The organism is uncultured Sphingomonas sp. (genome assembly GCF_946477935.1).
Lineage (GTDB): Bacteria > Pseudomonadota > Alphaproteobacteria > Sphingomonadales > Sphingomonadaceae > Sphingomonas.
On record NZ_CAMLAC010000066.1, the window covers coordinates 1 to 17,451 of the forward strand.

General features: G+C 66.0%; 21 protein-coding genes and 1 pseudogene. 17 read left to right on the forward strand and 5 right to left on the reverse strand.

All coding sequences use genetic code 11. The features are described from left to right. Positions 1 to 118, reverse strand: a pseudogene (locus tag Q0U08_RS09145) (glycosyltransferase family 1 protein); the annotation flags it as partial. 87 nt (positions 119 to 205) lie between these two features. On the opposite strand from Q0U08_RS09145, the gene radA reads away from it, so the two are divergent. The 14 genes from radA to Q0U08_RS09215 all read left to right on the forward strand — a co-directional run bounded on the left by radA (position 206) and on the right by Q0U08_RS09215 (position 12,303). Then, a complete protein-coding gene (gene radA / locus Q0U08_RS09150; RefSeq protein ID WP_298091110.1) occupies positions 206 to 1,579 on the forward strand; it encodes a DNA repair protein RadA in 1,374 nt (457 codons plus the stop codon). 35 nt (positions 1,580 to 1,614) lie between these two features. Further along, complete coding sequence (locus tag Q0U08_RS09155) at positions 1,615 to 2,172, forward strand: CvpA family protein (RefSeq protein WP_298091111.1); 558 nt, start codon at positions 1,615 to 1,617, stop codon at positions 2,170 to 2,172. Continuing rightward, the gene (locus Q0U08_RS09160; RefSeq protein WP_298091112.1) at positions 2,169 to 2,609 is read left to right on the forward strand and encodes an iron-sulfur cluster assembly scaffold protein; all 441 of its coding nucleotides are present in this window, start codon (positions 2,169 to 2,171) and stop codon (positions 2,607 to 2,609) included. The genes Q0U08_RS09155 and Q0U08_RS09160 overlap by 4 nt, the downstream gene beginning before the upstream one ends. Continuing rightward, entirely contained in the window at positions 2,609 to 4,357 is a 1,749-nt protein-coding gene (locus tag Q0U08_RS09165) for a cation:proton antiporter (protein ID WP_298091113.1), read from the forward strand. The genes Q0U08_RS09160 and Q0U08_RS09165 overlap by 1 nt, the downstream gene beginning before the upstream one ends. Continuing rightward, positions 4,357 to 4,686: a DUF423 domain-containing protein gene (locus Q0U08_RS09170; RefSeq protein WP_298091114.1), complete on the forward strand. Its 330-nt coding sequence runs from the start codon at positions 4,357 to 4,359 to the stop codon at positions 4,684 to 4,686. The genes Q0U08_RS09165 and Q0U08_RS09170 overlap by 1 nt, the downstream gene beginning before the upstream one ends. A gap of 46 nt (positions 4,687 to 4,732) precedes the next feature. After that, complete coding sequence (metG, locus tag Q0U08_RS09175) at positions 4,733 to 6,289, forward strand: methionine--tRNA ligase (RefSeq protein ID WP_298091115.1); 1,557 nt, start codon at positions 4,733 to 4,735, stop codon at positions 6,287 to 6,289. Further along, a complete protein-coding gene (locus Q0U08_RS09180) occupies positions 6,289 to 7,065 on the forward strand; it encodes a TatD family hydrolase (RefSeq protein ID WP_298091116.1) in 777 nt (258 codons plus the stop codon). Before metG ends, Q0U08_RS09180 begins: the two co-directional genes overlap by 1 nt. Then, positions 7,062 to 7,826, forward strand: a complete 765-nt coding sequence (locus Q0U08_RS09185; protein WP_298091117.1) for an MBL fold metallo-hydrolase — start codon at positions 7,062 to 7,064, stop codon at positions 7,824 to 7,826. Before Q0U08_RS09180 ends, Q0U08_RS09185 begins: the two co-directional genes overlap by 4 nt. Next, complete coding sequence (locus Q0U08_RS09190; protein ID WP_298091118.1) at positions 7,823 to 8,404, forward strand: TIGR02281 family clan AA aspartic protease; 582 nt, start codon at positions 7,823 to 7,825, stop codon at positions 8,402 to 8,404. The genes Q0U08_RS09185 and Q0U08_RS09190 overlap by 4 nt, the downstream gene beginning before the upstream one ends. Positions 8,405 to 8,548: 144 nt before the next feature. Then, entirely contained in the window at positions 8,549 to 9,979 is a 1,431-nt protein-coding gene (locus Q0U08_RS09195; RefSeq protein ID WP_298091119.1) for an ISNCY family transposase, read from the forward strand. Between the two features lie 152 nt (positions 9,980 to 10,131). Beyond that, entirely contained in the window at positions 10,132 to 10,431 is a 300-nt protein-coding gene (locus Q0U08_RS09200; RefSeq protein ID WP_367271109.1) for a PadR family transcriptional regulator, read from the forward strand. Further along, positions 10,428 to 11,069 (forward strand): hypothetical protein, encoded by a 642-nt coding sequence (locus Q0U08_RS09205; protein WP_298091120.1) that lies wholly within the window; start codon positions 10,428 to 10,430, stop codon positions 11,067 to 11,069. Before Q0U08_RS09200 ends, Q0U08_RS09205 begins: the two co-directional genes overlap by 4 nt. Then, positions 11,069 to 11,764, forward strand: a complete 696-nt coding sequence (locus Q0U08_RS09210) for a hypothetical protein (protein WP_298091121.1) — start codon at positions 11,069 to 11,071, stop codon at positions 11,762 to 11,764. Before Q0U08_RS09205 ends, Q0U08_RS09210 begins: the two co-directional genes overlap by 1 nt. Continuing rightward, positions 11,761 to 12,303 carry a GNAT family N-acetyltransferase gene (locus Q0U08_RS09215; protein ID WP_298091122.1) on the forward strand — a complete coding sequence of 181 codons (543 nt, stop codon included), beginning with the start codon at positions 11,761 to 11,763 and terminating at the stop codon, positions 12,301 to 12,303. The genes Q0U08_RS09210 and Q0U08_RS09215 overlap by 4 nt, the downstream gene beginning before the upstream one ends. Before the next feature lie 76 nt (positions 12,304 to 12,379). Here Q0U08_RS09215 and Q0U08_RS09220 read toward each other — a convergent pair whose 3' ends face one another. After that, a complete protein-coding gene (locus tag Q0U08_RS09220; protein ID WP_298091124.1) occupies positions 12,380 to 13,096 on the reverse strand; it encodes a hypothetical protein in 717 nt (238 codons plus the stop codon). 29 nt (positions 13,097 to 13,125) lie between these two features. On the opposite strand from Q0U08_RS09220, the gene Q0U08_RS09225 reads away from it, so the two are divergent. The 3 genes from Q0U08_RS09225 (at position 13,126) to Q0U08_RS09235 (ending at position 14,695) form a co-directional block, all read left to right on the forward strand. Next, positions 13,126 to 13,575, forward strand: a complete 450-nt coding sequence (locus Q0U08_RS09225) for a GNAT family N-acetyltransferase (protein WP_298091126.1) — start codon at positions 13,126 to 13,128, stop codon at positions 13,573 to 13,575. A gap of 140 nt (positions 13,576 to 13,715) precedes the next feature. After that, positions 13,716 to 14,141, forward strand: coding sequence for a GNAT family N-acetyltransferase (locus tag Q0U08_RS09230; RefSeq protein WP_298091127.1), 426 nt, complete (start codon positions 13,716 to 13,718; stop codon positions 14,139 to 14,141). After that, positions 14,138 to 14,695 carry a cysteine hydrolase family protein gene (locus Q0U08_RS09235; RefSeq protein WP_298091128.1) on the forward strand — a complete coding sequence of 186 codons (558 nt, stop codon included), beginning with the start codon at positions 14,138 to 14,140 and terminating at the stop codon, positions 14,693 to 14,695. Before Q0U08_RS09230 ends, Q0U08_RS09235 begins: the two co-directional genes overlap by 4 nt. 104 nt (positions 14,696 to 14,799) lie before the next feature. Here Q0U08_RS09235 and Q0U08_RS09240 read toward each other — a convergent pair whose 3' ends face one another. The 3 genes from Q0U08_RS09240 to Q0U08_RS09250 all read right to left on the reverse strand — a co-directional run. Further along, a complete protein-coding gene (locus tag Q0U08_RS09240; protein ID WP_298091129.1) occupies positions 14,800 to 16,137 on the reverse strand; it encodes a HAMP domain-containing sensor histidine kinase in 1,338 nt (445 codons plus the stop codon). Positions 16,138 to 16,139: 2 nt separating this feature from the next. After that, positions 16,140 to 16,817, reverse strand: a complete 678-nt coding sequence (locus Q0U08_RS09245; protein ID WP_298091130.1) for a response regulator transcription factor — start codon at positions 16,815 to 16,817, stop codon at positions 16,140 to 16,142. 7 nt (positions 16,818 to 16,824) lie between these two features. Further along, positions 16,825 to 17,451: TolC family protein (locus tag Q0U08_RS09250; RefSeq protein WP_298091131.1), on the reverse strand; the 627-nt coding region annotated here is incomplete at its 5' end.

A 17,451-nucleotide genomic window follows, 5' to 3' on the forward strand; every position in this document is an offset into this window, starting at 1 on the left:
CGTTGACGCCGCGGGCAAGCAGATGGCCGACGAGCAGGTTCAGCGACTGGTTCGCACCGTCGCGGGTATAGTTGTAGTTGCCGCTGAACAAGGCGACGCGGAGAGCATTCGGGGCCATGGAGCGCGCGCCATAGCTTGACGCGCCGGACAAGACCACTGCCGTGTAGATGTTCCCCAATCGTTCCTGCGCTGCTATATCGGCGGCATGGCAAAGGTTCAGAAGCGCTACGTCTGTCAGGCTTGCGGGTCGGTGGCGTCACGGTGGCAGGGGCAGTGCGTCGACTGTTCCGAATGGAACACGCTGGTCGAGGAGACGCCAAGGGTGGTGACCCCGTTCGCCGCCAAGCATAATCTGCAGGGTGGCGGCCAGGCGTTCCAACTGGTCGGGCTGGATACCGACATCGCGCTGCCGGAGCGGATGACGACGGGCATTGCGGAGCTGGACCGGGCGCTGGGCGGCGGTTTCGTGGAAGCGTCGGCGACGCTGATCGGGGGTGATCCGGGGATCGGGAAGTCGACGCTGCTGTTGCAGGCGGCGGCGAAGCTGGCGATGGCGGGGCGTAGCGTCGCCTATGTCTCGGGCGAGGAGGCGGCGGATCAGGTGCGGCTGCGGGCGCGGCGGCTGGGGCTGGGGCAGGCGCCGGTGCAACTGGCGGCCGCCACGTCGGTGCGCGATATCCTGACCACGCTGTCGAGCGGACCGCCGCCGGCACTGCTGGTGATCGATTCGATCCAGACCATGCATTCCGACCTGATCGAAGGCGCGCCGGGCACGGTCAGCCAGGTGCGTGCCTCGTCACAGGAACTGATCCGCTTCGCCAAGGATCGCGGCACCGCGCTGGTGCTAGTCGGCCACGTCACCAAGGACGGCTCGATCGCCGGCCCGCGCGTTCTGGAACACATGGTCGATACGGTGCTGGCGTTCGAGGGCGAGCGCAGCCACCAGTATCGCATCCTGCGCGCGATCAAGAACCGCTTCGGCGGCACCGACGAGATCGGCGTCTTTTCGATGCAGACCGAGGGATTGAGCGAGGTCGCCAACCCGTCCTCGCTGTTCCTGACCAACCGGGACGAGGGGGTGACGGGCGCGACGGTCTTCCCCGCGCTGGAGGGGACGCGGCCGGTGCTGGTGGAGATCCAGGCGCTGACCGTGCGGCTGGCATCGGGTGCGACACCGAGGCGCGCGGTGGTCGGATGGGATTCCGGGCGGCTGGCGATGATCCTGGCGGTGCTGGAGGCGCGGTGCGGCCTGAGCTTCTCGTCGGCGGAAGTGTATCTGAACATCGCAGGCGGCTACCGGGTGCAGGACCCGGCGGCGGACCTAGCGGTGGCCGCGGCGCTGGTGTCGGCGCTGTCAGAGCGGCCGGTATCGGCCGATGCGGTGGCGTTCGGCGAGATCGCGCTGTCGGGCGAGATCCGCTCGGTCGCGCATGGTCCGCTGCGATTGAAGGAAGCGGGCAAACTGGGGTTCGAGCGCGCGCTGGTGCCAGCTGCGATGACGGGGGAAAAGGGTGGGCTGAGGCTGTCCGGCTTCAAGACGCTGGCGGCCTTCGTTGACCATATGCTGGGGCGCGGGTAGCGAGGGGGTCGCACACTGAAACGGACGCTCCGACCTTGACCGCGCTCGATATCATCGTCCTGCTCGCCGTGATCGGATCGGCCATACTGGGTTTCTCGCGCGGATTCGTGAGCGAGGTTCTGTCGCTGTTCGCCTGGGTGGGGATCGTCGCGGCGCTGAAGCTGTTCCACATTCCGCTGGCACAGGCGCTGACCGGCATGGTCGGCACCGTATCCGGCGCGGCGGTGCTGGCCTTTGCGATCCTGGCCGGCACCACCTATTTCGGCGGCAAGCTCGTCGCGCGGATGATCGGCGAGCGGACGCGAACCTCGGTGCTGGGGCCGGTCGACCGTGCGCTGGGCTTCGGCTTTGGCGCGCTCAAGGGCCTGATCCTGGCGAGCCTGTTGTTCCTGGTCGCCGCCCTGCTGGTCGATACCGTCGGCGGCGGCCCGGCGCGGCGGCCCGAATGGATGGTGACGAGCCGCACCTACCCGCTGCTCAACACCACCAGTGCAGGGATCGCGGATTTCGTTGATCGGCGCCGCCGCGGGTTGCCGGTCTTTGGGGCGGCAACCCCGTCGTCCCCGTCCAACATAAGCGATCCTGACCGATGAATGCGCCCCTGTACAACGCCGAAATCCTGCGGCTGGCCACCAGTATTCCCCATCACGAGCGCCTGACCGATCCGATGGGCACCGCCGAGAAGCGCTCGCCCGTCTGTGGCAGCCGGGTGACGGTGGACGTGAACGTCGACGGCGAAGGCCGGGTGACCGAATTGGGGATGCTGGTGCGTGCCTGTGCGCTGGGCCAGGCATCGTCCTCACTGCTCGCCGCCGAGATACTGGGCCGGACGCCCGCCGAGCTGGCGACCGCGCGCGACGCGCTGGGGGCATGGCTGGCGGCGGGCGAGGGCACGCCGCCGGAATGGCCGGGGCTGGCGGTGTTCGCCCCGGCGCTCGGCTACACCGCACGACATGCCTCGATCCGGCTGGCGTTCGAGGCGGCGGCGGACGCCGCGGCGGATGCCGCCGCCAGGCTGCCCGTGCGCTGATGCACGCGGAGGCCTCGCTGCTGCGCGATGGCGCGATCCTGCTGGGGTTCGGGCTGGGCTTCGTGCTGTTGTTCCGGCGACTGGGGCTGGGTGCGACCCTTGGATATCTGGTGGCCGGCGCGGTCGTCGGTCCGCACCTGCTGGGTCTGGTCGGCGATGCCGAGACCAAGATGGGCATCGCCGAGATCGGCATCGTCCTGCTGCTGTTCATCGTCGGGCTGGAGTTGAAGCCGAGCCGGTTGTGGCGGATGAAGGAGGAGATTTTCGGGCTGGGGCTGATCCAAGTCGTCGCCTGCGGGCTGGCGATCACCGGCATCGTGCTGCTCGCCAAGTTCTCGCCGGAAGCGGCGCTGGCGCTGGGGCTGCCGCTCGCGCTGTCCTCCACCGCGCAGGTGCTGCCGATGCTGCAATCGTCGGGGCGGCTGCGCACCCCCTTTGGCGAGCGCGCCTTTTCGATCCTGTTGTTCCAGGATCTGTCGATCGTGCCGCTGATCACCATCGTGGCCGCGATGTCGCGCAACCCGGCCGATCATGCCGGGCCGCCGGGATGGATCCTGGCGCTGGAGACAGTGGCGGCGATCGCCGGGCTGATCCTGGCCGGGCGCTTCCTGCTGCGCCCGCTGTTCCGCCTGATCGGCAACTGGAACGAGCGCGAGATGTTCGTCTTCGCCGGGCTGTTCACCGTGATCGCCAGTGCCGCGGTGATGGAGTTGCTGGGGCTTTCCACCGCACTGGGCGCGTTCATCGCCGGGGTGATGCTGGCCGACAGCCCCTATCGGCATGAGCTGGAGGCCGATGTCGAGCCGTTCCGGTCGATCCTGCTCGGCCTGTTCTTTCTGGCGGTGGGCATGATGCTGGACCTGCCCGCGATCGCCGAGCGGCCGGCGTTCGTGGCGGCGATGGCGGCGGCGCTGATCGTGACCAAGGCGGGCGTCATCTTCCTGATCGGGCTCGCCTTCCGGATGAAGTGGCGGCAGGCGTTCGCGCTGGGGCTGTTGATGAGCCAGGGCGGCGAATTCGGCTTCGTGTTGTTCGCGCAGGCGCAGAACGGCTTCCTGATCGCGCCCGAGGCGGCGAGCCTGTTCGGCGCGATCATCACCCTGTCGATGGCGACGACGCCGTTCCTGATGGCCGCCACGCGCCGCATTCGCGAGGAGCCGGTGGTGTCGGGCGGCGAGCGCGACGGCCCGGTGACGGACGGTGCCAACGCACTGGTCGTCGGCTATGGCCGCTTCGGACAGACGGTGGCGCAGATGCTGATCGCGCAGGATATCCCCGTCACACTGATCGACCGCGATATCGAGATGATCGACATCGCCGCCGATTTCGGCGCCAAGGTCTATTATGGCGACGGCACGCGGCTGGACCTGTTGCGTCAGGCCGGCGCGGCGGAGGCGGAGCTGATCCTGTTCTGCCTGGACGATGACCAGATCAGTGCCGACCTGCTGGAAAACGTGCATGCCGCTTTCCCCAACGCGACGATCCTGGTGCGCGCCTATGACCGGCGCGCGTTGCTGGCGCTGAAGGGCAGCCCGGCGGCCTATGTGGTCCGCGAGGTACTGGAATCGGCGGTGAAGATGGCGCGGCTGGCGTTGACCAGCCTGAAGGTCGATATCGGCGAGATCGACCGGACCGAGGCGATGTACCGGGCACGCGACAAGGAACGGCTGGCGGCGCAATATGCCAGCGGCGACCTGCGCGCGGCCAGCGACCGCATCATCGTGCAGAGCGAACGGGAAGGGGCGTGATGGGCTGGACTGCGATATTGGCGGCGCTGTCGGGCGCCATCGCGGTGGCGGCGGGTGCATTCGGCGCGCACGGCGCCGAGGGCGAGGCGATTGAGCTGTTCAAGACGGGCGCGCATTACCAGATGGTCCATGCGGTTCTTGCGCTACTTGCGCTTCGCTACGAGGCTCCGGGGCCGGCCTTGTTGTTCGTGACCGGTGCTGCGATTTTTGCTGGCACGCTTTACGCGATCGGCTTTGGCGGCCCAACCTGGCTGGGCGCGATCACGCCGCTCGGCGGGGCCGGGCTGATCGCCGGCTGGCTGTGGCTGGCGTGGAGCCTGCGCGGCTGATCGGGGTAGTTGAGGGGTCCACGGCGATGGTCTAGGGACCCGTGCCATGGCCGATCCATTCTATATCACCACCGCGATCCATTATCCCAACGGGAAGCCGCATATCGGCCACGCCTATGAGATGATCGCCGCCGACGCGATCGCCCGCTTCCAGCGCCAGGCGGGCCGCGACGTGCTGTTCCAGACCGGCACCGACGAACATGGCCTGAAGATGGCGCAGGCCGCCCGCGCGCGCGGGCTGGCGACGCGCGACTTCGCCGATGAGATGTCGAGCCACTTCCATGTCATGGCCGACCGCCTGAACATCTCCTATGACCGCTTCATCCGTACGGTCGATACCGACCATTATGCCGCCAGCCAGGCGATCTGGCAGGCGATGGCGGACAAGGGCGACCTGTATCTCGACCGCTATGAAGGCTGGTATTCGGTTCGCGACGAAGCCTTTTACGACGAGGGCGAACTGACCACCGGCGAGGACGGTACAAAGCTGTCGCCGCAGGGAACGCCGGTCGAGTGGACCGCGGAGGAGACATGGTTCTTCCGCCTGTCCAGATATCAGCAGCCGCTGCTCGACCTGTACGCCGCCAATCCCGACTTCATCCGGCCCGAAAGTCGCCGCAACGAGGTGATGCGCTTCGTGGAGGGCGGCCTGTCCGACCTGTCCGTCTCGCGGACCAGCTTCGACTGGGGGGTCCCGGTGCCGAACAGCCCCGGCCACGTCATGTATGTCTGGGTCGATGCGCTGACCAATTATCTGACCGGCATCGGCTATCCCGACATGGACGGCGATCGTGCGCGCTTCTGGCCGGCCGATCTGCACCTGATCGGCAAGGACATCGTTCGGTTCCACACCGTGTACTGGCCGGCCTTTCTGATGTCGGCAAACATTCCGCTGCCCAAGTCCGTGTTCGGCCACGGCTTTCTTCTCCATCGCGGCGAGAAGATGTCGAAATCGGTCGGCAATGTCGTCGATCCGGGCGAGCTGGCCGATGCATTCGGCGTCGATGCGCTACGCTACTTCTTCCTGCGCGAAGTGAGTTTCGGGCAGGACGGCTCCTATTCGGCCGAGGCGATCGTGACGCGGGTGAACGCCGAACTGGCGAACAGCTTCGGCAATCTGGCACAGCGCACCTTGTCGTTCATCGCCAAGAACCTCGACGGAGCTTTGCCGGAGGCGGGCCGCCCGGAGGAGATGGACGGTGCGCTGATCGAGGAGGTGGTGGTCGCCTGTGCGGGGTTGCGCACGGCGTTCGACGATCTGATGCTGAGCCAGGGGATCGAGGCATGGATGCGCGGCGTCTATGCCTGCAACCAGTATATCGACACCGCGGCCCCGTGGGCGCTGCGCAAGACCGATCCGGAGCGGATGCACGCCGTGCTGCGCACGCTGGTCCGCGCGATCCGCATGCTGGCCATCGCGATCCTGCCGGTCGTGCCGGAGGCGGCGAGCAAGGTGCTGGACCAGTTGGGCGCGGATGCGCGCGATCATGCCGCGATCGACGATGATGGCTGGTATGACGCCCATGCCGCCAGCGGTTTCCGGCTGGCGCCGCCGACCCCGGCCTTTCCACGGCTGGAGATGCCCGCCGGGGCGGCCGCCTGATGCTTGCCGACAGTCACTGCCACCTGAACTACAAGGGCGTCGCGGAACAGCAGGGCGAGGTGCTGGCCCGCGCGCGTGCGCGTGGCGTTACCGCAATGCTCAACATCTCGACCCGCGAGAGCGAATGGGATGCGGTGATCGCCACCGCCGAGCGGGAACCGGACGTTTGGGCCTCGGTCGGCATCCACCCGCATGAGGCGGACCATCACGGCCATGTCGACACGGCCAGGCTGGTGGTGCGCGCCGCGCACCCCCGTGTGGTCGGAATCGGTGAAAGCGGCCTCGATTATTATTACGACCATAGCGACCGGGCACGCCAGCAGGTGAGTTTTCGTGCGCATATCGCGGCCTGTCGGGAAACGCAGTTGCCGCTCATCGTCCATACCCGCGATGCCGAGGACGATACGATCGCCATTTTGGCCGAGGAGATGGGGAAGGGGGCCTATCCCGGCGTCATCCACTGCTTCACCGCCAGCGGCGACTTTGCCGACAAGGCGATGGCGCTAGGCTTCTACATCTCGATCTCCGGCATCGTGACGTTCAAGAATGCCAAGCATCTGCAGGAGACGGCCGCGCGCCTGCCGCTGGACCGGCTGCTGATCGAGACGGACGCGCCGTTTCTGGCCCCCGTGCCGCACCGGGGCAAGCAGGGGGAGCCCGCCTTCGTCGCCGATACGGCCGCGTTTCTGGCCGAACTGCGCAAGGAGGACCTCGCCACGCTGACCCGGGCGACGGCTGAGAACTTCCACCGGCTGTTTGCGAAGACGCGCGCGTGAAGATCCGTATCCTCGGCTCCGGCACGTCGTCGGGCGTGCCGCGGATCGGAAACGAATGGGGCGCCTGCGATCCCGCCGAACCGCGCAATCGGCGGACGCGAGCCTCCGCGCTGGTCGAACATGGCGACACCCGTATCCTGATCGACACCAGCCCGGACATGCGCCAGCAATTGCTGGCCGCGGATGTCGGCCGGGTGGATGCGGTTATCTGGACGCACGACCATGCCGATCATTGTCATGGCATCGACGATCTGCGTCAGATCTTTCATCTGCTGGGCCATCCGGTGCGCGGCCTCGCGCTTGCCGAGACACGACAAACGCTGGAGGCGCGCTTCGCCTATGTCTTTCACGGCAAGCGCGGCTATCCACCGACCGCGACGATCGAGGAACTGCCGGAGACGATCACGATCGGCGACATCGTCGTGCGCACCGTCGTTCAACCGCATGGCAGCACGCGCTCGGCCGGCCTGCGTTTCGAAGCGGATGGCAGAAGCATCGGCTATGCCACCGATTTCCATGAACTGACCGCGGAGATGGCGGCGCTCTATACCGGCCTGGACGTGTGGGTGGTCGACGCGCTGCGCCGCTGGCCGCATCCGTCGCATCCTGAATTGTCGGCCGTGCTGGACTGGGTGGAGATGTTGCGGCCGCGCGACGCGGCGCTGATCCACATGGACCAGACGATGGATTATGCCACGCTGTGCGCGGAACTGCCGCCGAGGATCCAGCCGGGTTATGACGGGCTGGAACTGACCGCGTGAGCGACGACCGGGTCGCCAATCTGCTCCTGTACGGCATCATGCTGATCCTGCCGCTGTCCGCCCTGATCGTGCGGCGACCCAAAGCCGGGCCTGTGCTGAAGATGGCAGCGGCATGGGTCGGCATCTTCGCGATCGGCCTGATCCTGGTCAGCCAGCGCCACCATGTGACCGGCCTGTTCACCGACCAGCGGGTCGAGGGTTCGCAAACCCGCATCCGTATGGGCGAGGACGGGCATTTCCACGCCGATGTTACGGTCAACGGCGTCACCCGCTCCATGCTGATCGACAGCGGCGCGACGACCACGGCACTGTCCGTGAACACGGCGCGTGCCGCGGGGCTGGATCTGGAGGAAAGCCCGTTCCCGCGCATGCTGCAAACCGCGAATGGCCCCGTGGCGGCCCAGACCGCCACGGCCAGCTCGGTGACGGTCGGCAGCATCGACACGCGCGATCTGACAGTCGTCGTGTCACCGGCCTTCGGCGATCAGGATGTGCTCGGCATGAACTTCCTGTCGCGGTTGGGATCATGGTCCGTGGAGAAGGGCGAGTTGGTCCTGACACCCGATACGGCATCCTGATTTTACATAATACATATTATCGATCTTATGTTTTGTAAGCGCCAGATACAGATGACACCGTCCTGCTAGATAGAAACGGCACTGCGGTGCTGTCAGCGGGTCGCCGGTGTCATAGCCTTCCTCGGCAACGAGGACGCGCTTGGTATGACGGTGCTGACGATGAGTGCTGCAGAGATTACCCGGTTCGACACGCTCATGCGGCTCGACCGCGGCGAGATCCGGATTGCGGACGCGATGGAGTTGCTGGGCCTCCAGCGGCGGCAAATCTACCGGCTGCTCGATCGCCTTCGACAGGAAGGCGCTGCGGGCCTTGTGTCGCGCAAGCGCGGGCGACCGAGCAACCGGCGCTACAGCGATGCCTTCCGCGCCGCGGTGGTCGCGCTCGTCCGCGAACACTATGCCGACTTCGGGCCGACGCTCGCGCGCGAGTACCTCGCCGAACGCCACGGTCTCGGACTGTCGTGCGAGACGCTGCGGCAGATTATGATGGAAGCCGGCCTTTGGAAGGACCGCGCCGCCAGGCGCCCTCGCCCGTACCAACCCCGCTATCGGCGCGACTGTCGCGGCGAGCTCGTCCAGGTCGACGGCTCGAAGCATTGGTGGTTCGAGGATCGCGGCCCGCAATGCACGCTCCTGGTATTCATCGACGATGCCACGAGCGAGCTGATGCACCTCGAGATGGTCGAGAGCGAGAGCACCTTCTCCTACATGCGCGCGACCCGGACGTACCTGGAGCGACACGGCAAGCCGGTCGCCTTCTACACGGACAAGCATAGCGCCTTTCGCAACAACACGGCCTCGGCGAACGGCGACGGGATGACCCATCTTGGACGCGTGCTGGACCGGCTGAATATCGACCTGATCTGCGCAAACTCGCCGCAGGCGAAGGGCCGCGTCGAGCGGGCCAACGCGACGCTGCAGGACCGCCTCGTCAAGGCGATGCGGCTTCACCGCATCGACACCATCGACCAAGCCAACGCCTTCCTCCCCTCCTACATGGCGCAGCACAATCAGCGGTTCGCCAAGGCGCCGTTCGACCCGCGCGATCTGCACCGGCCGTTGGCCATTCACGAGAACCTTGAGGCGGAGATGGTATGGCGCGAGCAGCGCGCCGTCACCGGCGCCCTCACCCTTCATTACAACAAGGCGATGTTCATCCTGGAGCCGACCCCGGTCGCACAGGGTCTCGCCCGCAAGAAGGTGGATGTGTGCGAGTATCCTGATGGCCGGCTCGAGATCCAGCACGAGGGCGAGGTGCTTCCCTATCGGGTCTTCGACAAGATGCGCCGGGTGAACCAGGCGCCGGTGGTCGACAACAAGCATCTCGACGCTGCCTTGGCGCTCGCCCACGCCATCCAGCAGGTGCAGCCGCACCACGCGAAGCGCAACAACAACGAGCCCGCCCGTACGGCTCAGCCCGGCGGGATGTTCAAGGCCCCCTCGCCCGTCGCCCCTGGGTCGAAGTTGGACCGCCGCAAACTGGGCAATCAGCGCCTGAAGCGAGGCCCTCGCCTCTCCAACGACGAACTCGTCGCGCGCGGCCTCGGCGAGTATGTCCGCCAACAGACGGGATAACCAGATGACGTACCTGCGACCGTCTCAAAAATGATCAGGAAGCGGGAAGGCGAATGCCTTCTCGAAACCCGCTCGTGACGACGATGTGAGACGCCAAGATGGCAGCATAAGCACCGCTTGACTCTAAAGTCTACATATGGCGGATTAGGACGATGATCCGCAAACGCCGGCCTTCCAAGCAGATGCTCTCGCTACTCGTCGTCTTGATCGAGGAGGCATCGGTTTGGCGGCATGGCTACGACCTGATGAAGGATACGGGGCTGTCGTCCGGTACGCTCTATCCGCTGTTGATGCGGATGACCGAGCAAGGCCTGGTCGAGGCCGAATGGCAGGAACCTGTCCAGCGCGGTCGACCGGCACGCCATGCCTATCGGTTGACCGCGAACGGTATTGCTCTCGCCAGATCGATCGCGCCGGAGGTTCACACTCCGTCCGGATTGTCGCTCGCATGACAACTCGCGCGGCGCAGCTCGTGATGACCTGGGCGCTGCGGTGCCTGCCGCGCGATGGTAGCGAGTGGGGGCAGGCGATGTTGGCAGAGTTCGACATGGCTCGGCGCGAAGGCAAGCCGCTCGGCTTCGCATTCGGATGTCTGATCGCCGGATGGCGTCGGCTGCCCTCCCACCGCGAAGGACAGCTCGCCCTGGTGTGTCACGCCCTCGCGCTCGGCCTGATCGTGCCGATCGCCACCTTCCACCTCGGCTGTGCGCTATCCGGGGCCAAGTTCATGCTGTCGGGGCATGACCACTATCATGCCATGCTGATGGCTGGCGGTGTTCGCGGACACGTCCTCGCCGATGCATATCTGGCGGCAACCCCGGCACTGACGATGCTGCTATTGCTGCTTGGCTCCGCTCACCTGGCTGTCGCCTGGTCCATTCTCGACGGACGATGGCGCAGGGCGGCGATCATCTGGTTTGTGGCAGCGGCTATCGCAGCCGCGATCGTCGGCATCGTCACCACCACCATCCCCGATGCCGGCGGCAGCGCGATCCAGTTCGCGGCGCTGGCGATCGAGCTGGCGGCGATCCCGCTATTGGCAACGTGGCAAGAGACCCGTGCCGGTTCATCCTATCTGACGGAGGGCTGATGAAGACGGTGATGATAGTCGCGGCGCTCGCCGCCACAGGCGCAGCGGCACCGAAGATGGACGGCGCACGCCTGCAAGCCGGTTCGACCTGTTACGCGATCGTGGCTGGCGACAAGACGATCGGCTCGACGTTGCAGACCGTCACGGCGTCGCGCGTCGGTAGCAAGCCGGTGTGGGATATCGTCGTGCATCAGAAGCTCGCCAACGGCAGCTTCGACATGCGCGACCATTTCATCGTTGATCGAAAGACGCTGTTGCCGATCAGAATGGACAGCCAGCGCGGGCGGGAGCGCACCGAAAGGGGCTGGCACCGGGTCAGCGTCGAGTATGGACCGCACAACGTCCGCGGCACCAAGGAGACGAGCACCGGCTCGACACCGTTGGACGTGGCGCTGACGGGTCCGACTTGGGACGGCAACCTATGGGGACTCACCTTTGCTGCGTTGCCGCTGAAGGAAGGGGGCAACTACGCCGTTCCTTTCTGGCAGTACGACAAGGGGCTCGGCACCTTCACCGCGCGGGTCGTCGGCAGTGAGGACGTGGACACGCCATCGGGCAAGGTAGCGGCCTGGATTGTGGAGGCCGGTGACGATCCGGCACAGCTTGCGCGCTACAAAATCGCGAAGGCAACGCGGCGGGAGCTAGGATACACCGCCGGCCCCAGTGGTCAGCGCCTCGGCGAGGTCTGCCAGTGACCAACGGCCTCTCGCTATACGAACGTCCTGATTTGGCGACCGAACGCTTGGTTCTCAGACGTCCCAACGATGGTGATTTGAATGCCATCGTGGGTATTGTCGGAAACTGGAAGGTCGCACGTCGTCTGGCGCGGGTTCCCCATCCTTATGGGCCAGATGACGCGCGGTTCTTCCTTGACCAGATTGTGCCCGCCGAATGGGTGTGGGCGATAACTCTACGAGGTTCCGATGGGCTTATCGGCGCGGTAGGGCTGACTCCGGAGAGTGACGCTGAAACCGCCGAGCTGGGCTACTGGCTGTCCCCTGCTCACTGGGGGAGGGGGATTACAACGGAGGCGGCGAGAACAGTTATCCTCTTCGGCTTCAAAAACGTCGGCTACCCTTATCTCACGTCCGGTTATTTCGAGGACAACCCCGCCTCGGGGCAGGTGCTACGTAAGCTCGGTTTTATCGAAAATGGTCAAGTTATGCGTCCGTGCCTTGCTGCGGGTGGTGAGGTGCCATCGGTCCGAATGAAGCTGCCACGCCCTGTCGATTAGGAGCGGCGATCAAGCCGACGCTTTCCCACGAGGATCGAATATCGGGAAAGCGGCCTTGACGGCAGGCAGACGTGGATCAGTTCAGGATAAGGTCGAAGGTGGCGTCGACGGCGAGATGGGAAAAATACCAATCCTCTGCCTCGTGCCACTGCCGTTCCCAAGGTCCGATCGACCCCTCGCGTGTCACCAGTCGTTGCTCCCTTAGCGCATCAGGTATCCGAAGCAGGACTTTTATGTCGAGGATGTCCATCAGGTCGGGATGGCATCCGTAGACGCCTTCGACGATGATGACCTCGCGAGGTTGCACTAGGACCGCCGGATTGCTCAAGCTTCCGTCGAAGGCATCCCAGTCGAAGGCGCGGTACGATGTTGCGCGACCTGCCTTCAGTTCGCGAAGTGTTAACCGGAGCTTGGGCCGGTCGATACACGCATCGGCTCGCTGCTGCGCCGTATCGCGACGGAGCGCGGCCCCGCCCGCGTAGAACGCATCCCCTTCGATCAGCAGCGCCCGGGTCGCGGTGGCGAGTGCCACAGCGAACGTGGATTTGCCGGTGCCGCTCCGGCCATCGATCCCGACAAGCACGGGCGTCGCGCGCTCTTTGGCACGTTCGATCAGTGCGATGACGTTGGCAAGGTCCTGTTCCACGCACGTCGGTGATAGGCGCGCGGACGTCCTGTCCGCAATCCGGCGGAAGCAGGCGCGCCACCCGCCCTGATCGCGAACGGTCCGCGAGATGCCGAAAGCATTCCCACTAGGATCGAATTTTGGGAATTGGCGCAGGTAGTAGATCAACACCCGGCGATCGGCGTACCTTGGACGGCATGAAAGCCGTCACCGCCTACAACCTGATCGAAGCCATCCCCGACGTGGAGGACTATCTACGGCTGCGGACCATAAGCGGCCTGACACCCAGGAGCGTGGAAGCTGCGCGCGCTGGTCTGCCGGGTAGTTTTTTCGCGGTATGCGTCCAGTATCGGGAGGAAACGATTGCGATGGGGCGGATCATCAGCGATGGCGCGCTCTTCTTCCACCTTGTCGACGTTGCCGTCGATCCCGCCCATCAGGGAAACGGATTGGGCAAAACCATCGTCGCAACTCTCCTGGCTCACGTCCGGAAGGTCGCGCCTGCCGAAGCCTATGTATCGTTGATGGCGAACGGTGAGGCGCATCGGCTGTATGCCCCGTTTGGTTTCACGCCCGTCATGCCAGAGGCACGCGGCATGGCGCTCTGGTCCACCGCTGATCCCGCTGAGGCGACGCATCCGGTGTAAGCCGGCGGCCCGCTTGGAGGTCGCGATCTCGACGAACAGTGCATTCCCATCGGGATGGTTGATCGGGAAAAGCCAATCGTCGTTCCCATCTTCGACAATCCGGCTAGTAGAGGCCGATCACACGAGAATAGGCGATCTCCGTGCACCTTCCCGCCGGCTACACCGCGCATCACCAAGCTCCCGACGTCGAGGATTACTGCCGCTTGCGCCACATCTGCGGTCTGACACCCCGAAGTGTCATCGCTGCCGAAGCTGGTCTGCCCAACACGCTGTTCGCCGTCATTATTCGCCATGCTGGCGAGACGATCGGAATGGGCCGCATCGTAGGGGACGGAGCCCTGTTCCTACACATCGTGGATATCGCCGTCGATCCTGACCATCAGGGGCAGGGCCTCGGGAAGGTGGTCATGGCGACGCTGATGGCGCACATCGAAGCGACCGCCTTGGCGGAGGTCCACGTCAGTCTCATGGCAGACGGGGAGGCCCACCGCCTCTATGCTCAATTCGGATTTGAGCCTGTCGCACCTCGCTCTCTCGGCATGGCAGTATGGATCAATAAGCAATGACGACGGCTCTCCTCATAATCGACATGCAGCAGGCAATCCTCGCAGGTTTGGCCGATCCTGCTCGACCGCCCGCTATTGATGCGCAGCTGAACGAGGTGGCCGATCGCTTGGGCGAGCTAAAGCGCAAGGCTGAAGCGGCCGGCATGCCCGTCGTCCTCGTTCAGCATGACGGTGATCCCGGGCATCGTCTGGAAGTCGCAACGGCGGGATGGCAGTTCCGGAGCGAGGTTGCACCCGGGCCTGAAACGGTGATCGTCCACAAGCGGAACTGCGATGCGTTCCATGACACGGACTTGGGCGAGCGCCTGGCGACCCTAGGGATAGACCAGCTCGTGATCGGCGGGTGCATGACGCAGTTCTGCGTCGATACAACTACCCGGCGAGCAGTCTCGATGGGCTTCAACGTGTTGCTCCTGGAAGATGGCCATACCACCGCCGATCTCGGCCCACTTACTGCCGAGCAGATAATCGACCACCACAATCGGCTATTGTCGGGCTTCGATGCGGGGTCGAAAGCAGTTCGGGTTATGCCTTCGTCGGCCGTCCACTGGTGATAGCAGGAGTGGCGAACTTTCCCATATGGATGGTGAATTGGCAAAGGCCGGTCGTTCTCAAAACCCGGTTCTGACGGGGTTTCGAGAGACCTTGAGGGTCGGGATCACCCTTGTCTACCGCTCGCAAAGCGAATGGTGACGCCGAACCCGCTTCCGCTCTCCGACAGGATGGCATTGCCGCCATGCCCGACAGCGATCGCGCGGACCAGCGCGAGGCCAAGCCCGTGCCCATCGGTGGTACGCGACGCTTCCGCGCGGGCGAAGCGCTGGAACAGGCGCTCCGCGTCGGCGGGAGAAACGCCTGGTCCGTCGTCCTTCAGCGTCACCTCGATCGCGTCGCGCGTCGTTCGGGCGGACAGCGTTGCCGTTGTGCCGGCCGGGGTATGGCGCAGCGTGTTCTCCAGCAGATTCGATAGCGCCTGCGCCAGCAGGCGACGGTCGCCCTCGATGCGAAGACCGGGAGCGACATCGGTCTCGAGGTAATGACCGGTGGCTTCGAAGTCGGGGCGGTACGTGTCCGCCATATCGTCAAGCAGCGCCGACAGGTCGATCGCGGCGAACGCGCGGCGTTCCGCCAGTCCTTCCACCTCGGCGATACGGAGCAATGCGGCGAAGATCTCCAACAGGTCGTCGGCTTGCCGGCGCGCGGCGTCGATCGCCTCCGCATCGCCGGCCGCTGCGTGGTCGAGCTGGTTGCACAGGCGGGTGAGCGGCGTTCGCAGGTCGTGCGCAACGTCAGTCGAGACCTGCCGCAGATTGTCCATCAGCGCCGCCATCCGGTCGAGCATCCGGTTGAGCGTCGCGGCAAGGCGATCGAACTCGCTGTCGGACCCGTCGCGCGGCACCCGCTGCGTCAGGTCGCCGGCGATGATCGCCTGCGCCGTGGCATCGATGCGGGACAGGCGGCGCCGCGTCAGCCATCCGACCAGTATCGCTGCGCCGATCCCCAGCGCCAGCACCGCGCCCAGCGCTCCGGCGAACAGCGCCGCCAGCGTGCTGTCGATCGCGTCCAGGTCGCGACGATCGGCGACGACGACGAGAAGCCCACCGGCCAAGGGCGTGGCGAGGGCTTGGCCGACGCCGGTGGTATCGCCGCGGCGAAAGCCGAAATGCTCCTGGTAGCCGGGTTCGGGCGGCGCGAGCGAGGCGATGGTGGCGGCGACCGTCCGCCCGTTGCGGTCGACCAGCAGATAGTCGAGACTGGCTTCGTTCCGCGCATCCTCGCGCAGGCGGATGGCTTCGGCCACCCCCGCCAGTCCCGCTTCGCTCGCCTCGGCAGCGAGCGCGCGCGTTTCCACCGCGACGCGGTGGTCGAGCTGTTCCTCCAGCGCCTCGTGCGTCACCTCATAGGCGACCGCGCCGATCCCGAGCGTCGCCGCGGCGAAGGCCAGCGCGACCAGCACGACGATGCCGAAGGTGGAGCGCCACAGGCGGCGGATCATCGTCACGCGTCCCGGATCATGTAGCCCGCTCCGCGCACCGTCTCGATCGCGTCCATATCGAAACCGGCGTTGAGCTTGGAGCGCAGCCGGCTCAGATGCGTCTCGACGATGTTGGTCTTGGGGTCGAAGTCGAAGTCCCAGACGCGTTCAAGCAGCATGGTCCGCGTCATCACCCGGCGGGGGTTGCGCATCAGCTCGGCCAGCAGCGCGAACTCGCGCGGTTGCAGGGTCACGCGCCGTCCGGCCCGTTCCACCGTGCGACGATGCAGGTCGAGCAATATGTCGCCGACCCGGAGCAGGTGGGCGTCGTCGCCGCGCGGTGCCGGCCGGCGCGCCAGCGCATTGAGGCGTGCGGCCAGCTCGGAAAAGGCGAACGGCTTGACCAGATAGTCGTCGGCCCCGCCCTCCAGTCCTTCAACCCGATCGGCAATTCCACCGACCGCGGTCAGCATCAGGACCGGTGTCGCGTCGCCGGCCGCACGAAGCGCCCTGACCAAGGCGAGGCCGTCGAGGCCGGGCAGCATCCGGTCGACCACGATCGCGTCGAACCCGCCCCCGGTCGCCTGGAACAGCCCGTCACGGCCATCGGCACTGACCGCGACCTGGTGCCCGGCCTGGCCCAGCCCCTGCGCCACGAAGGCGCGGGTGTCGGCATCATCCTCGACGATCAATATCCGCATGATCCGACTATTGCGTGCCGGCGTCGGTTCGCCAACCGCCGCCCAGCGCACGGAACAGCGCCACCTCGTTCTGCGACACCGCCAGATCGGACTGGATCTGTTGCAGCGTCGCAGACGCCGTAGCCCGCTGCGCATCGACCTGGAGCAGGCCGGGTGCATCGCCGAGGCGCACGCGCGCAGTGGTACGCCGGGCATAGGCCTGCGCCTCGCGCGAGGCGGTTGCCAGATCGAGGTTGCGGCGCGCCTGGGCATCATAGGCCGCCAGCGCCGTCTCGACCTCGCGCAGCGCCCGCAGCACCGCCACGTCCCATCCGGCAAGCGCCGCCCGCTCCGACGCGCGCGCCTGTTCCAACCTTGCGCGTGCCGGCGCCTGGTTGGGAAATGCCCAGGTGACGAGGGGGCTGGCGACCGCCTTTAATCCTCCCGAGAGCAGGCCTAACGCCCCACCCAGATTGACGCGCGGATAGAGGTCTGCCCGCGCCACCCCGATCCGCGCGGCGGCAGCGGCAAGGCGTCGTTCCGCCTCGCGCACGTCGGGGCGGCGGAGCAGCAGCGCGGTGCCGTCGCCGACCGGCGCGGCGGTGCGCAGGCGAGGCGCGGCGGTGCAGGTGAAACCATAGGCGCGCGCTTCCGC

Bases quoted from the DNA above. Each gene is read 5' to 3' on its own strand.
- radA (WP_298091110.1), top strand. From the start codon at position 206: ATGGCAAAGGTTCAGAAGCGCTACGTCTGTCAGGCTTGCGGGTCGGTG.
- Q0U08_RS09160 (WP_298091112.1), top strand. From the start codon at position 2,169: ATGAATGCGCCCCTGTACAACGCCGAAATCCTGCGGCTGGCCACCAGT.
- Q0U08_RS09165 (WP_298091113.1), top strand. From the start codon at position 2,609: ATGCACGCGGAGGCCTCGCTGCTGCGCGATGGCGCGATCCTGCTGGGG.
- Q0U08_RS09170 (WP_298091114.1), top strand. From the start codon at position 4,357: ATGGGCTGGACTGCGATATTGGCGGCGCTGTCGGGCGCCATCGCGGTG.
- metG (WP_298091115.1), top strand. From the start codon at position 4,733: ATGGCCGATCCATTCTATATCACCACCGCGATCCATTATCCCAACGGG.
- Q0U08_RS09180 (WP_298091116.1), top strand. From the start codon at position 6,289: ATGCTTGCCGACAGTCACTGCCACCTGAACTACAAGGGCGTCGCGGAA.
- Q0U08_RS09195 (WP_298091119.1), top strand. From the start codon at position 8,549: ATGACGGTGCTGACGATGAGTGCTGCAGAGATTACCCGGTTCGACACG.
- Q0U08_RS09200 (WP_367271109.1), top strand. From the start codon at position 10,132: ATGATCCGCAAACGCCGGCCTTCCAAGCAGATGCTCTCGCTACTCGTC.
- Q0U08_RS09205 (WP_298091120.1), top strand. From the start codon at position 10,428: ATGACAACTCGCGCGGCGCAGCTCGTGATGACCTGGGCGCTGCGGTGC.
- Q0U08_RS09210 (WP_298091121.1), top strand. From the start codon at position 11,069: ATGAAGACGGTGATGATAGTCGCGGCGCTCGCCGCCACAGGCGCAGCG.
- Q0U08_RS09225 (WP_298091126.1), top strand. From the start codon at position 13,126: ATGAAAGCCGTCACCGCCTACAACCTGATCGAAGCCATCCCCGACGTG.
- Q0U08_RS09235 (WP_298091128.1), top strand. From the start codon at position 14,138: ATGACGACGGCTCTCCTCATAATCGACATGCAGCAGGCAATCCTCGCA.
- Q0U08_RS09240 (WP_298091129.1), bottom strand. From the start codon at position 16,137: ATGATCCGCCGCCTGTGGCGCTCCACCTTCGGCATCGTCGTGCTGGTC.
- Q0U08_RS09245 (WP_298091130.1), bottom strand. From the start codon at position 16,817: ATGCGGATATTGATCGTCGAGGATGATGCCGACACCCGCGCCTTCGTG.